Origin of the sequence: Pseudomonas agarici, assembly GCF_900109755.1 — a bacterium.
In the GTDB taxonomy this organism is placed as follows: domain Bacteria; phylum Pseudomonadota; class Gammaproteobacteria; order Pseudomonadales; family Pseudomonadaceae; genus Aquipseudomonas; species Aquipseudomonas agarici.
The window spans coordinates 74,381-89,843 of sequence record NZ_FOAR01000017.1; the positions used below are offsets into that span (position 1 = coordinate 74,381).

Below are 15,463 nucleotides of genomic sequence, written 5' to 3' on the forward strand. Positions count from 1 at the left end.
CCCTTCAGCTTAGCCGCGATATCTTCCGATAAAAGCTCAAAAAGTTGAGCTTTATCAAATGGTTGGAATCATCAATCCGAATGCCGAAAACAGCCGGCTATGGACCGCCGGCAGTGTCTTTGTGTTAGCGCCCAGCGGATGTTTGGGCTGGCTCCTGCGCGATCCATCGCTGCAGGCGTTGCTCGGTCAATTGTTCCAGCGTATCGGTGTACTGCCTGGCGATGTCGGCTGACAGGCTCAGGTAGGTGCTGTCCGTCAGGGCGCTGGCGAAGACTTCGGTTTCTGTCAGCCCCAGTGTCCGCGCCGACTGCCTGATCGTGGCGGCCAGCTCGGTTTTCTGCTCAGTATCCAGCGCTTTGCCGCCGAACCACTCGCGCTGTGCACTCAGCAAGTCGTCGAGCGCGCCGATCATGTTGTCGCGCTGCTCCCGCGACGCCTTGAGCGGCTCCTCGGTAAAGCGCTTTTCCAGATAGTCCTTCCAGAAAGGCTGTTTGGCCAAACTCCTGGACATCTCACCTGGTTGAGCCTCCTGCTCCAGGATTGCTTGATAGGCTTCGTCCAGTGTTTCGCTCTTCACCCCGGCAATGTCGGCGTGGTTCATTTTCCTGGCTTGCCAGGGCAGCTCGAGCCTCTGCGCCAGGCCGATGCGAAAGGCCAGGTAGACCTCTGCTTCATCCGGGGTCAAACCGCTGGCCTTGCGGGTGTCGATCAGGCGCCGCGCCTGCCGATTCACCTGGTCCAGGCGCGACTTGCCGCGAGCCAGTTGCAGCAGCGGGCCTTCACGTGCTTCGAGGGGCAGGGACCTGGCCTCGTACAGCAGGACATCCAAGCCCATGTCGCTGAAGACCACGGTGATGCCGTCCTCGCAGGCATCGGGCTCTGGGGCGTTGGCGCGGTTGAACAGGCCCTCGCGCAGTTCGGTATTTTCGCTGGCTGCCCTGACCATGCGCCAGACACGCTCGGACAATTGCAGACGATGCTCGAGGCTGTGATAGTCGGCGGAGTACTTAAGGTCTTCCAACACTTTGAAAAAGGCCTCGGAATCCTCGATATCATCGCTGGCCAACCGCAGCCACAGGTCGCGTCGGGCTTGCTGTTCGGACCTGGTCAGCCCTTCGAGCCAGGGTGTGCTGTCGCGCGGGACAGGCGAGGGTGTGCCCCAGCGACTGTGCCGTGAGCTGGCTCGCGATTGCGGGCGCGAACTGCCGCTCCACTCCGACGGGTCGTCGCTCTCCACCAGCACGTCGAGTCCCAGGTCAAGACCGGTCTGTTGCCGGTAGCTTTCCACCCGTTGGCGTAGCGCCGGGGGGATCGGATTGCCTTCCAGATTGATCGCCCGGTTGAGGCGTTGGCGTTGCTCGTCGACGGCGAAGACTTCGTCGGGAATGCTGCTGATCCGATTATCGCTGAGGTCGAGGGTGCGCAGACCAGGCAGTTGCTCGTAACCCCGTGGCCATTGGCGCAGGCCGGTGTTGCGTAGGTGCAAGTGGGACAATCGGGTCAGCGGACTGAGGTCGGGTAACATGGACAGGGTGCTGTTGTTTTCCAGGATGAGGACTTCCAACTGGGTCAGATGGGTCAACGGAGCACCGGTAACGGGCGTGATGACGATCTGGTTGGCCTTGAGGTCCAGGTGCTTGAGCGTCGTCAGTCGTGCCAGGGCGGAGGGCAAGCGAGTCAGGATATTGCGGCTCATGTCCAGGCGTTGCAGACGGGGAAAAGTATCGAGGAAGCTGTCCAGTTCAGCGGAGGGCAGCAGCGCCAGCCCCCGCAGGTGCATTTCGGTGACATGATTGAAGTTGGCCGAGAGCCTTGGCAGGTTTTCCAGCGGATAGCCGGTCAGACTCAGTTGGCGACCGCCGATGGGCAGGCCGCTGGCGTCGGTCGCCAGATCGGTTTCATGGCGCCAGCAGCGTCTGATCTGCAGGGCCAGGCGCAGCCTGCCACGGGCATCGACAGAGGTTTGGGGGTCGCCGACCCAGGCATCGAGTTCATCTTCGAGGGTGGCGTATTCCAGTTCCAGCTTCCGCAGTTTTTCGATACCCGCGCCCAGACTCATGTCTCTCAGGCCGTGCAAGGTTTCCACTTCCGAGAGTCGCAGGGTCGGATACAGCGCCTGGGCGAGACGGTTGAATTCGAACGAACGTACTGCCCGGCCCGCGCCGCGCCCGCTGAGTCCATAGGCCAACTGATCGTTGGCCAGGCGCATCGGTGAGATGAAGTCCGGCCTGATGGGGGGCATGCCCAAACGCTGACGTAACGTCTCGCGGGGTAGGGGCGGTAGGTCGAGCAGCGCCTGCCTGAACCGTGCGCCCTGGCCGACATGGGGCAAGCCCAGGGCCGCCCGCTCGGCGTCCGGCAGCGCATGCAGCAGCGCCGCATACAGGTCGTCCGGGCCATGCAGTTCCTGGTCCAGGGCGTCGCGGGCCGCATAACGGTCGCCCTCCCTGATCACTACCTTGCGCGAAGCGGCCTGCTTGGGGCCGATGCTGTCCAGCAATGGTCCGTTGAAGGCACCGTCGCGGATTTCGATGCGCACGCCGCTCGACCAGCCCGGCAGTCTCTCCAGCATCGGTAGGACGACCCGATAGGCCTCGGCCTGACTGATCGAGTCGAGATAAACCTGTTCATAAGCGCGGGCCAGGCGGATGTTTTGCACGTAGAGGCGAGCCTCCTCGGCTAGCCGCAGCGGCACCGTCCCCGCCGCCAGTCGCTGTAATTCGACATTGTTGGCCTGGCTCACCAATTCCCTGGCCACCAGGCTGGGCAGCGAAGAAAAGTCTCGTTGGATCACCGCCACGGCCGGCGACGGGTCGACGGAGTGGGTGCGATACTCATAGTGAGAGGCAAACAGGCTTTCGCGCCGCTGGACGGCTTCCCTGGCCAGTATTCGGCGCAGTTGGGCGGTACGCGCCTCCAGGCTGATCGGCCCTTGCCCGAACTCTTCGTCGAGCAGGGTACGGATCTCGCGTTCCGAGAGGCGGGTGAGCACGGTCCTGAGCAGATCATGGGTGCGCAGATCGTCCCAGGTGGCGTCTATGCGCGTCACCCGGGGATCCAGGTTGGGGGGATATTCGGTCAGCGTGGCTTTTTGTCTGTCCAGCAGGCGCAATACTTTCGAGGCGGGCCAGACCGGTCGGTGAGTTAACAGTTGCAGTGTCATATGCAGTTCGTCGCGTGAATACCCTAGCGCTTCTCCGCTCCGCAGGCGGCTGGCCAGGCGGCGGATGTCCTGGTCGAGCCTGAAACGCAGCAGGGTGTCTTGTAGCAGCGCTGGCGGCGGCATGTGGTTGACATGCAGTTGGCGCAGCACGTCGCCGTTGATTGCGCTGATATGCATGACACGCCGTGCGGAACTCGCATCGAGGGCGGCGGCATCTGACCCCAGGCGTGAAAATGCGTGCAGGTCGTCCCAGGCCAACGGTTGCTCGAATTCGTGGGCCCAGCCGCCGCTGCCGTTGTGTCTGAAGGTCGGAGTATAGGCATCGGGGTTATGCGGATGCCGGGCACGATAACGCCAGGACGATGGGTCCGGCTTGAGCTCGTAGTATTTGTCGTCGATCGGCAGGTAGGTGCGACCTTGATGGTGATACAGGCCGGTGGCATCGGGTTCCAGCGTCCTGGGCAGAACAATTTTGTGCTCGAAGGGCGCTATATCCGGATTGAACAGGCGTATATCGCCATTGGGCAGCCTCACCGGGCGCAGCCCATCGGCAAAACTGGCGCTGGCGATTGCGGCGTTCTCGGCGGCGGCGGCAGACGCCCCGGCGGCTCCCAGCGCGGCGATCAGCGCGACGTTTTGCAATACGCCGGTCAGGTAGGCCCAGGCGTGTTGTTTGTCCCCCACGGCAAAGCTGTCAATCGTGTGGAAAATACTGTTGCCCAGTTGTACCGCGATCACCCCCAGCATCATTTCCCCCAGCCCCGGCACAATGAACGCCGCGACGTTGAGGACATTGAGGGCAATATTGAGATAGTGCTGCAGGTGCGCCGTGAGGCTTTGCCGGTCCTTGTCCGCCGTGGGTACCGCGATAAACAGCGCATCGTCGAAGAAGGTCTCGACCTTCTGCTGGTAGCGTTGGCGAAACAGATAGCTGCCGATCAATTCACCGGCCAGGTCGAGGTTGGCCCGTGGGTCGGGCGTCGGCTGATAGAAGTAGCCGTTCCAACGCTTGGGATCGAGGCGCGCGTACAACCTGTCGATGAATCTTGCCCGCTCGCGCTGAGGAATGAAGCGGACAAAGAACTTCAGGTAATCGAGTGTTCGTAGCTTCTCTCTCAGGTGATCTTCGAAAGCGGCGCGGGACGGGTATTGCCTGACCGGATGGAAAGGATCGCCCGGTATATAGACGACCCAGCTGCGGGCGTGGTCATCGGTACGTACAATCAGAATGTCGATGAGCGGGATCCTGAGCAAACTCAAGCTGAAACAGCGTTGCGGGTGCCCGGCGGGCACCGGCACTTTTTGCCTTTGGCTATCTCAAGCATCAAGCGATAGGCCGTCGGGTCCAGATGGGAGCGCAGGAAGGCGATATGGACCTGAGTTTCCAGCGCATAGGCGTCATGAAGTGAAAAATGGCTGCGAACACGGTGCTGTGCTTCCAGGGGCGACTGTCCCGCCTTGGCGCCTGGAAAGAACACCTCATCGAGGTGTTTCTGGTACTGCCCGCCCAGGTCGAGCCGGCGACTCAGGGCGGCAAACCTGGTTGGTGAGATGGCCAGGAGTGTCGGGTTCGGCTGATTGACCGGGTTTTCGCTGTAGATCCCCGCTGCGGTTCCCGGTTCGTCCAGCCCGCCTTCCCGGGTTTGCGCAACCTCGTAGTTATGCAGGGCCGCGTGCAGCAGATTGGAGACGTATGAGCGGATATTGCCCGCAATGCCATGGGTGGGGTGATAAAGGAATGTCTGCTTGGCATCTAGCGTGAGCCCGAACTCATCCTTGAGCGCCTGCTCCAGCAGCGGCTTGGCGAAGGACTCGACCGTGCTCAGAGTGCGTAGCACGGTCTGGACCTTGCGCTGGTAATGCAGGCAGGCGGTGTAGCTTTGATGCAGGTGTGTGAGGACATCGGGTGCGGTTTTCAGGGCGGGCAGCTCGCCCAGCGCCCGTTGGCCCAGCGCCCGGTGCGTTGAGGCATCAGCCTGGACCAGCCACTCGGGGAACTGCTTCCTGATGAAGTCGTAGTGGATCCCCCGATGCCCTCGTAGCATGGGGGGAAGAGTGGAGACCGTGGGCAACCCGGTGCCGGCTAGAGTGGTCGACGTCATTGTATGAAACCCGATTCGTTATTCGAATGGGCCAGCGTATGCGTTGCCTTACCTGGAATTGCGGTAGCTATTCATGCGATCAAGCCGTGTACTCAGCGGGTCACAGATGGCCAGATAACGTCATCGGAAAAGATTTTTTTATCGGTTGGCCAATTCAGAACCGCCTCTCCGGAGTCGGCCACCTGGTCGATCAACTGGTCATAGACATGGCCGTTATCGACACCCTCCCAGGTCGCGCTCTCGATGCTGGCTGCGAACTCTCCCGCAGCATCTCGTATCGCCTGGACCTTGGCGGCACGGGTGAGACTGGAGTTGACCAGCCATATCCGATCGGCGTTTATTCCCCGGCGCGATACGGAGATGTGACCCTCGATATCGTCATAGGGAAAGAAGACATTTTCGGCCTCATAGTTAAAAAAATAATTCTCCTGGCCCGGTACCACTTCAACGTTTCGCGTATCGATCATATAAATGAAACGGGTAGTCTGGCGGTGCCTTAAGGTGGTATAGCCGCGTTCGCTGTCCAGCGAAATCGGTGTGCCGGAGCTCGATACGGTCGATGCCGCGTCGCTCTTTTGGCTAGCGGCGGTCGACGCGGTTGACTGAGAGGTATCCGATGAGCCCGTGGCAGAGTCACTGCCGGTGTCCGACGTGGGGCGCTTGCCGGGGTATTTGTTGGTCTGGGTGTTGTAGCGCAATTGGCCGATGCCGGGACCGCCGCCCACACCGTAGCCCTGGGCGTCGCTCAGGCTGAAGGTGGCACTCAAGGCTTTTTTTGTGGTCGAGCCGGGCGGATGGCCTTCGCGGGCGAGCATGCAGCCATCCCTTGCCAGCTCGAACGGCGTGCGATCTTCGCTTCGGAACATGGCGGGGATATCTGTGCGGTACAGGCAGCCATGGATATTTTTCCGGTAGCCGATCTTAAGCAGAAAGGCTTCGAGGAATGGCCGGGTGTAATAAGCGTCGAAATCCCGGTCAAGCGAGTAGGGTTCGAAGTTTCTGATAGGGCGGATATGCGGTAGTACTTCTTGTTCCAGCAAGTCAAAGCGATGCGGGTTGGTCTCGGCCATCGACTGGAGCTTATGCGCTTCAGCCCATTCCGGGGTTTTGCCGTTTTCCAGCAGTGCCTGTTTCAGGCGAGGCAGCATGCTCGGCAACAGGTTGTATCTTCGCAGTATCTGTCCGCGTTCTTCGGCGCTCTTGTCCGGGTAAGCCCACTTCAGAGCCTGGATCAATTGGTCCCTGGCGCTACCTTCCTGGTTGGCGTGGGCCCATCGAGGCGGCCTGCCTATCGCCTCGGCCTCGGAACGAAAGCGGTTGATCTCGTTGCCATGAAGGCCGTAGAGCGCCCAGATCTCCCGGTCCGTCCAGGTCGGGAGTTGTTCGGGGGGGATCGGCTGACCGGCCAGGTCCATTCGGCCCTCTGGCGGTTCGACCAGTACCCAATGGCTGTCGTCCCTGCTGAACGCGAATACGCTGTCCGCAACACCGGGTTGTTTATAGGCTTCGAGATTTTTCAATCGGTAGTAGCCCTGGCTGTCGGGGCCGAAGAGCGGTGTGTAGGGGCTTGGGGTGAAATAGCTGAACTTGGCGACGATCACACCTGGCGCCATCGGTATGTGGCTGGCTTCAGCCGCTGGTTTGGCTTCGGTGCCGTCTGCTGGACTTTCAGCCTGGCGTGGCCGCTTGAGTGGAGGCTGGCTGGCCGTGGGCAGATCGACACGCGATGCCATTGGCATCAGGCCCCAGGTGGTGCTCGTGCCTATCCGGTAGAGTGCGGGGCCGGAGGGCAGCAGTTCGTCGGAGCGTTTTGCCCGATAGGTGTCGAGTTGCGCGTCATACACGACCATGACCGTACCACCGTCTTCGAGGTCGACATAACGACGCTTCTTGGTGATCCGCAGGCCCTGCTTGTTGGGCGGCGGCAAGGCTTCACCGGTGGTGATCCGGTAGGTTTCCAGCGGGATGGCGGTGCCGGGCGGGTCGGCAACCACCGTCGCTGGCAGGTGCTGGTCGGTCGGCGTGGCGGTCGTCGGTCGAGGGTAGCTGGCGTGGGGCTGGTCGGAAGCAACCGCCGGGCCGTCCAGGTGTTGCGGTTGCAGACCGTCGGGCTGCGGTAAGCGGCTGGTGGATGGCGTCGCGGATGCGGGAAGGCCTGACGGTTGTAACTCGGGTCGCCTGATAGGCGGGGATTTTGGTTTGATCGGGATTTTCGGAGACATGGGGATACCTGCCAATCAAAGAAATAAACATCCTGTTCAGGATCTGTAATCAATCGGGTATTAATACGGTTCCGAACGCGCTGGCGAGCCCGGGACCGTTCATGGAAGGGCTCTACAAAGCCGGCGCGAGGATCTGCAATTCATCCGTGCGGATACTGCGTGACCAGTCGGTGTCCACCGTCCAGTCGTCGTTTTCGGTGTCGTAGTAGAGGTTTGCGGTGCTCGCATCCTTCAGGCGGATGTGTCTGATCTCGAGCAGGTCGGCGATCAGTTCGCCTTTCTGTCGGTGCTGGCGAATATCCTTGAGGATCGCGTCGGGATCGGCGTAGGCCCTGGCATTGACTTCACCCAGGAGCACTTTGCCGAACTCGTATTGAATGTCGTAGCGATTGCCGGCGCGGGTGAACACCCGGACCTTTTCCAGCGGCTGGTCGCTCCCCTCGTCCTCGGGCAGCATGATGTTGACTGTACCGATGGCCAGACGGTTGCGATCGAGGCTGATGTGGCTGCGATCTATCGGTTCGTCAAGAAAGTCGGGGTAGATATTCCAGAGCGAAGCGTTGGTCTCTTGCGTGGCGGCGCCGGGGGTCGTCAGGCTGATGGACGTATTGGCGCGGGGGTAGAGGTCATAGGAGGATGCCTGGCCTTCCAGGATATAGAAGCTCACCTGGGGTTCGGCCGGGATATCGATACGCTGCCGGTGGGCCTGCAATACCGTCGCGGGTGCATGCCTGGGCCGGACGAACAGGTATTCGCCCTGGCGCTGACGCAACAGTGCCAGGTTCTTGACCCGTTTGAGCCCAGGTTCGCGATGATCGTCGAAATACGAGTGCCGGGGTGTTTGCAGGCGATACGACCGACCGTCGCGCATTACCAGGACAAAGGGCCGATTGAGCGACAGCCCGGAGGCGACCAGGCTGCCTCCCACATTGCTGCCGACCGCCGAGCGGTTCCGGTACGGTTGCAGGAGCTCCAGGCGCTTGCCATCGTTGAACGTCAGGGTCAGTTGGGTTTCACCATAACTCAGGTAGTCGAAGGCGCCCTGGCGTGTGGAGCTGACGGTATAGCACGCCTCCACGCTGGCTATTTCAGTACTGTCATAGTCGATATAGAGCGTACAGGTCGAGGTGGCGGCCAAGCTCACGATCTGCGCGCAGCTGTAGCGTGCGATAAAAAAGCCGGGGCTCTGTTCTGCGCTAACGTGCTTTTGAGCACCGGTGACAATGATCGGGTCGGATGGGCGCCGACCTACGGTCGTTACCACGGCCTTGAGGTCGTGAGGTGTCACGCCGCTCAAGCGTGCCGGCAGGTCTGGCCTGAGGCGATAGCCGTCCAGGGTGATGAATTCCAGCAGGTCGTTCTGCAACCGCCGTTCGTCGCCAAGCGTCTTGTAGACGTGGGTGACGGTGATGTTCTTTTCCGCAAGCTCGCCATCCTCGTCGCTCCGTGATGAGACGACCAGTGAAGTGCCTTGCACGGACCAGCGCAGGATACGTCCGAATTCCCAACCCATTTCGATGAGACTGGGGGCCTGGCCGTCTTCGTCGATCGTCGCGGTGTTGCTGTTCGCGCCGACGAAGTAGTGATCCTTGCCCGGCCCTCCTGCTGCCTGGGCATTGTTTCCCAGGAGCAGGATCGTGTCATCTCCCGCGCCTGCCTCGATCAGGTCGCCCTCGCCATGGGCGACAATCCGGTTGGCCTGGTCTGTGCCTTGCACGTGGTTGCTGGCGCCGGCCAGGGTTTCGACGTTTTCGATCGAGTCGAAGGTCGTGTGGAGGGTTGCGGGAGAGTGTGGTCTGGCGGTGCGCAGGCCCAGCCTGCCGTGCTTGAGGTCGATGCTGTAGCCAATGTAGCGCGAGGGCCTGGCCGGTGTTCCCAGCAATGCCAGCGTGTCGGTTCCCGAACCGCCCCGCAGGGCATGGTATCGGGCAAGGAGGGGGGTACTCTTGAGGCGCTCGCCGGCGGCGGTGAACTGGAACAGATCGTCCTTGTCCCCACCGGTCAGTGTCTTGAGGCCTTCGCCATAGCTAAAGTAGTTCGGTTTGTTCCGTACACCGATGATGCTGTCGTCCCCGCCGCCGAGTTGCCAGAGGATACCTTTCGCTTCACCTGCGCTGCCCTCGACAACTCCTGGCGTTGACGACGGCACGCCGTCGCTGGCGTCCACTGTATCGTTTCCTTCGCGCAGCGTCGTTTCATTGACCTGACGATAAGGTGTCTGCGCGCGACGAGCGTCCCATTGATGCTTCCAGTGTTTGACCGATATCAGTTCGATCTGGAACTTGCCGGTGACGATGGTTTGCACACTGTCCTTCAGTTCCCCATCGAGCAGCGCGCGGGCGGCCTTTTCCTGGGCACTGACCTGGTTATCGGTGGCTACCGCGATCTGATACCGGTCGAGGATGCCCTGGTCCAGGGACATGCCCCAGAATGCTTGCCAGCCGGAGCGCCAGCGTTCGCCCAGGCTCAGTTCGATATAGTCGTCGATGTCATCGACCTGGCGAGCCGCGCCATAGATTCTTGCGCCCAGGATCAGCACCATCCCGGCGACGATGCCGACCGGGCCGGCCGCACCGAAGCCAGCCAATGCACCGGTGCCCAGCGCCAGGGACAGGCCCGCACTGGTCAGGCTCAACGCCGCGCTGACGTAATGATCCTGGGCTTGCTTGCCTTGGGCCGCCGCCGCGTCGTTGAAGGATCTGATCGCGTTGTACAGATCGAACGGCAGGGTGAGTGCCGAGCCCAGAAGGCCCGCGCTACGAGCCAGCCCCTTGGCGACACTGGTGGCGCTGAAACCGTTGAACACCAGACCGCCATGGCGAATCATGGCCTGCGCGGTCTTGGCCAGGCCGAGCTCGGCGGTCACCGAGCCGACTTCCGCGACGATCCCTCCGACATTGATGGCCGCTTCTGCTCGATCACCCTTTTTCAACGCCTCGAAAGTGCCTGTGATACCGCAGTACAGGCCATAGGCTTGCATGCCGACACCGGCACTGGTCATGCTCCGGCTTTTGGCTTTATCGACCCAGCTCGGCTGGATGTCGGGGAGTGGCGGGGCACGCAGGTCCAACTGCTGGACCGCGTCGAGCAGCCTGCCGAGCTTGTGCAGGCTCGACTGTGGATCGCGCCCTTCGGGCTCGCTAAGCAGTGCCGGGGCGTCGATCGAGCGCTGGGCGGCAATCTCGAACAGCATGTGGGGAACGCTTTGCTGGTGGGCTTGAGCGCTCGCGGTGATGGCTTGTCCAACCTTGATGGCGTCTAGCTGCAGTCCATCGATAAACCACTGGTCGGCGTGCCGGACATACTGCTCGCTGAGCGGTCGACCGGCGAGCGTGGCGCCCATGGCATGAAGTTGCATTCGGCTGAGGTTGAGTTCGCCGATGCGCAGGGGGCCGAAGCGCTCGTCCTGTTTCGCCAGGCGTGACAGCCGCACCTGCTGGTTGTTGCCGCCAGGTGCGGCGGCTCCTGGCGCAGGGACAATGTCGGAAACGCGTAAGGTGTGGGCGAGTGCTCCAGGGTGAGCCGTGGCATCTGTTGAAATCGACATAGGTAAAATCCATTTTTCCTGAATGTTGAATGTGCTGGACTGCTCGCTGCTGCTGGCGCGCAGGCAAGGTTAACGAAGGCAGACTCAGTATCCGTCCCGTGGAATCAGGCGTGCTTTACATAAATATGGAACAGCCAGGAGAGTTGTCGAATGACAGAGAGGCAGAAACACGAAGGGGAGCCGAAGCTCCCCTTGAATGCGTTGTTGTAGGCTCTTTTTTATTATTGAGGGGCGGTCTGTTGTTGTTTTTGTCAACCGTGGCCCTTTACCGCTGTTTTGGCTGATCCCCATCCGGGATCAAGAGCAAACGTATTTTTTTGAGCGCTGATCTGCCTTATCAGGTGATCCAACCAGTTCGGTAGCTACCTTGAGGTAGTTTTATTGTTCTCTGCCCGGTTGCGGGTAACGGTTAAGTCCCCTGAAAGCACACCTTCTCCAAAAAAATCTGTTAGCTGCGTCTCTGCCGTGTTGTTTTTGTTATGTCAGAGTCGGTACGTCTTATTTTTATGGGTTTGCTGCTTTTTATTTTTGTTATGCAGGAGATATAGCAGGTGGCGTGCCAACTTTTGCAAACTCTTTAAAATCAATGACTTGATAATTTTATCCAGCCACCGTCGCAGAAAAATAGCTAAATTTGTTTCCGTGTTACTCGTTTTTGTTTCCAAACGGTAACACTTGGATGCATTCATTCCCCCTGGCGTGCCTTGGCGACGCGCGATCCTGTGGCGCGGCCCAGTACCGTGCAGATTTCCTGGCCGGCGAGCAGCAGTTGGTCCAGATCGACACCCGTATCGATGCCCAGGCCATTGAGCATGTAGAGCACGTCCTCGGTGGCGATGTTACCGCTGGCACCCTTGGCATACGGGCAACCGCCCAGGCCGGCAATGGAACTGTCGAAGACCTGGATGCCCTCCAGCAGGCTGGCGTAGAGATTGGCCATGGCCTGGCCGTAGGTGTCATGGAAGTGTCCGGCGAGTTTTTCTCGCGGCACCTGCGCCGAGACTGCCTCGAACATTCTCCGGGTGGCCCCTGGCGTACCGGTACCGATGGTGTCGCCCAGGGACACTTCGTAGCAACCCAGTGTATAGAGTTCGCGGGCCACCACGGCGACCTGCTCGGCGGCGACCGGACCCTCATAGGGACAGCCGAGCACACAGGACACATAGCCGCGCACGGTCACGCCGTGCTGGCGGGCCGCGTCCATGATGGGTACGAAGCGCGCGAGGCTTTCGCTGATGGAGCAATTGATATTGCGTTGGGAAAACGCTTCGGAAGCGGCGGCGAATACCGCCACCTCCTTGACTCCGGCGGTCATGGCATCTTCGAAGCCGCGGAGGTTGGGGGCCAGGGCGCCGTAGGTGACGCCGGGCTTGCGCCGGATGCGAGCGAAGACTTCGGCGGAGCCGGCCATCTGTGGGACCCATTTGGGCGAAACGAAGCTGCCGACTTCGATGTAGCCCAGACCCGCATCGGTCAGGCGATCCACCAGGCGCACCTTGTCGTCGACGCTAATGAGCCGGGCTTCGTTCTGCAAGCCGTCGCGGGGGCCGACTTCGATCAGGCGGACGTGGCTGGGTAATGACATGGGAAGACACCTTTGTGGGTGACTTGCTGTGGGACAGGCTTGCCAGCCCGCTGCCACAAGTGCAGTCAGGGGGTTATGGCTTGGCTGTCGAGGGTGTGTGCCAACGCCTGGATGCAGCGCTCCTCGGCAGTATCGAGTTCCAGTTGCATCTGCTCGATATCCAGCAGTTGCTGTTCGAGTTGGCTACGGCGCTCGGTGATTTTCGCCAGCATGCTGTTGAGCTGTTTCTGGTTGCCGCTGGTGGGATCGTAGAGTTCGATCAGTTCGCGGCATTCGGCCAGGGAAAAACCGATGCGCTTGCCCCGTAGAATCAATTTCAGGGTCACCTTGTCCCGAGCCGAATAGATGCGTTCCAGGCCGCGTCGTTCGGGACTGAGCAGGCCTTGTTCTTCATAGAAGCGAATAGCCCGTGTGGTGATATCGAGCTCGCGGGCGAGGTCGGAGATACTGTAGGTCTGGCTGCTCATGAAAGCGCTCTGGAAAGGTTCTGACGCTAAGCTAAGGGCTGCTTGACGTATACGTCAAGCATGCTCACCACAAGGTCGGCAGTGTTTTCAGGCCTTGTCGGGTTTGTTCTCATGGGCGGCGAGCTGCTGGCATAACTCGATCATCTGTTCGCGCATCCAGCGGTTGGCCGGGTCCTGGTCGGTACTTTCATGCCAGTAGAGGTGGGTTTGCACCGGCGGTACGTCGTTGACCGGCAGTGCCCAGTAATGCAGTTCATGCCGATAGGCGAAGCGTTCTGGCACCGTCATCACCATGTCGGTCTGTTGCAGCACCTGTGAAGCCATCAGGTAATGCTGGGAGCGTAGGGCGATCTTGCGCTGGATGCCCATTTTGCCCAAGGCCAGGTCCACGTGGCCGAGACCGTTGCGGCGGCTGGAGATATGGATATGGGTCTGTCCCAGGTAATCGTCCAGGGTCAGTTGGCCTTTGCCCACCAAGGGATGACCCTTGCGCATGGCGCACACATAGCGGTCTTCCATTAGCTTGACATGGCGCACTTGCAGGTCGGTGTTGAGCGGGGCGTCGACGGCAAAGTCGATACGCCCGGCGGCCAGCTCCTTGGTGGTTTCGCGACGCCTGGTGAGAAAACTCTCGATTGCCACGCTCGGCGCCAGGCGGCGCAAACGCTGGAACAGAGACGGTAGGATCACTGCCTCGGTGAGGTCGGTCATGCTGATGCGGTAGGTTTTGTTCGTTTGCAAAGGGTTGAAGAGACGGCTTTCCTGGACCGAAATACGCAGCAACGCGAGGGCGTTGCGCACCGCACCGATGATGTTCTGCGCCATCGGCGTCGGCACCATGCCCTGAGCAGTACGCACGAACAGCGGGTCGTTGAAGGTTTCGCGCAGGCGTGCCAGGGCGTTGGAGACCGCCGGCTGGGTGATACCAATGATTTGCCCGGCGCGGGTCAGGTTGGTCTCGGTATAGATGGCGTCGAAGACGATGAAAAGATTGAGATCGACCTTGCTCAGATTCATTTCGCGGCGCTCTTATTATCCAGGCTTGATCAGCCGATCATATATTGGTGATGAATGTTAATACACGCCGAGAATAGCTTTGGTAGATTTCAGTGGCTGAACTAGCATCGATTCCATCACCCCGACCACCTGTTCAAGAAGGTAGCTGCCCATGGATTTCGCCTATTCGCCCAAGGTTCAGCAGTTGCGTGAACGTGTGACTGCGTTCATGGACGTTTATGTCTATCCGGCCGAACCGGTGTTCGAGCGTGAGGTCGCCGCGGGTGATCGCTGGCAGCCCACCGCGATCATGGAAGCGCTCAAGGCGCGGGCCAAGGCTGAAGGTCTGTGGAATCTATTTCTGCCGCAATCCGAGCTGGGCGCTGGCCTGACCAACCTGGAATATGCGCCCCTGGCGGAAATCATGGGCCGATCCTTGCTGGGGTCGGAGCCGTTCAACTGCTCGGCGCCGGACACCGGCAACATGGAAGTGTTGGTGCGTTATGCCAGTGCAGAGCAGAAACGGCGCTGGCTCGAACCGCTGCTGCGCGGCGAGATCCGTTCGGCGTTCGCCATGACCGAACCCGATGTGGCGTCGTCGGACGCCACCAACATGGCCGCCCGTGCCATGCGCGATGGCGACGAGTGGGTGATCAACGGCAAGAAGTGGTGGACCTCGGGCGCTTGCGATCCGCGCTGCAAAATTCTGATTTTCATGGGCCTGAGCGACCCGGACGCGCCGCGTCACCTGCAGCACTCGATGATCCTGGTGCCGCTGGACACGCCGGGGGTCAAGATCGTCCGTCCGTTGCCGGTGTTCGGCTACGACGATGCGCCCCACGGCCACGCCGAAGTGTTGTTCGAGAACGTGCGGGTGCCTTATGAGAATGTCCTGCTGGGCGAGGGCCGGGGCTTCGAGATTGCCCAGGGGCGCCTTGGCCCAGGGCGGATCCACCACTGCATGCGGTCCATCGGCATGGCCGAGCGAGCGCTGGAACTGATGTGCCAGCGCTCGCTCAACCGCAGCGCTTTTGGCAAGCCGCTGGCGCAACTGGGTGGCAATATCGACAAGATCGCCGATTCGCGGATGGAGATCGACATGGCCCGCCTGTTGACCCTCAAGGCGGCCTACATGATGGACACCGTCGGTAACAAGGTGGCAAAAAGCGAAATCGCCCAGATCAAGGTAGTGGCGCCCAACGTGGCTTTGAAAGTAATCGACCGGGCGATCCAGATCCATGGTGGGGCCGGGGTCTCGAACGATTTTCCGCTGGCCTACATGTATGCCATGCAGCGCACCCTGCGCCTGGCCGATGGTCCGGACGAAGTGCATCGGGCGGCGATTGGCCAGTTCGAGATCGGCAAGTATGTGCCACGGTAG

8 protein-coding genes are annotated in these 15,463 nt (G+C 60.6%); 1 reads left to right on the plus strand and 7 read right to left on the minus strand.

Annotated features, from left to right (window positions below; translation table 11 throughout):
- Positions 1-124: 124 nt before the first annotated feature.
- The 7 genes from BMX68_RS16310 to BMX68_RS16345 all read right to left on the minus strand — a co-directional run bounded on the left by BMX68_RS16310 (position 125) and on the right by BMX68_RS16345 (position 14,103).
- Positions 125-4,423, minus strand: coding sequence for an NEL-type E3 ubiquitin ligase domain-containing protein (locus BMX68_RS16310; protein WP_143063303.1), 4,299 nt, complete (start codon positions 4,421-4,423; stop codon positions 125-127).
- Positions 4,420-5,265 carry a dermonecrotic toxin domain-containing protein gene (locus BMX68_RS16315; RefSeq protein ID WP_143063304.1) on the minus strand — a complete coding sequence of 282 codons (846 nt, stop codon included), beginning with the start codon at positions 5,263-5,265 and terminating at the stop codon, positions 4,420-4,422. The genes BMX68_RS16310 and BMX68_RS16315 overlap by 4 nt, the downstream gene beginning before the upstream one ends.
- A gap of 92 nt (positions 5,266-5,357) precedes the next feature.
- Positions 5,358-7,487, minus strand: coding sequence for a hypothetical protein (locus BMX68_RS16320; protein WP_017132061.1), 2,130 nt, complete (start codon positions 7,485-7,487; stop codon positions 5,358-5,360).
- A gap of 112 nt (positions 7,488-7,599) precedes the next feature.
- On the minus strand, positions 7,600-11,034 hold the full coding sequence (locus BMX68_RS16325) for a calcium-binding protein (protein ID WP_143063305.1): 3,435 nt from the start codon (positions 11,032-11,034) through the stop codon (positions 7,600-7,602).
- Between the two features lie 685 nt (positions 11,035-11,719).
- A complete protein-coding gene (locus tag BMX68_RS16335; protein ID WP_017132058.1) occupies positions 11,720-12,619 on the minus strand; it encodes a hydroxymethylglutaryl-CoA lyase in 900 nt (299 codons plus the stop codon).
- Between the two features lie 65 nt (positions 12,620-12,684).
- Positions 12,685-13,086 (minus strand): MerR family transcriptional regulator, encoded by a 402-nt coding sequence (locus BMX68_RS16340; protein ID WP_017132057.1) that lies wholly within the window; start codon positions 13,084-13,086, stop codon positions 12,685-12,687.
- A gap of 87 nt (positions 13,087-13,173) precedes the next feature.
- On the minus strand, positions 13,174-14,103 hold the full coding sequence (locus BMX68_RS16345) for a LysR family transcriptional regulator (protein WP_017132056.1): 930 nt from the start codon (positions 14,101-14,103) through the stop codon (positions 13,174-13,176).
- Between the two features lie 151 nt (positions 14,104-14,254).
- Between BMX68_RS16345 and BMX68_RS16350 the strand changes: the two genes are divergently transcribed.
- Complete coding sequence (locus tag BMX68_RS16350; RefSeq protein WP_017132054.1) at positions 14,255-15,463, plus strand: acyl-CoA dehydrogenase; 1,209 nt, start codon at positions 14,255-14,257, stop codon at positions 15,461-15,463.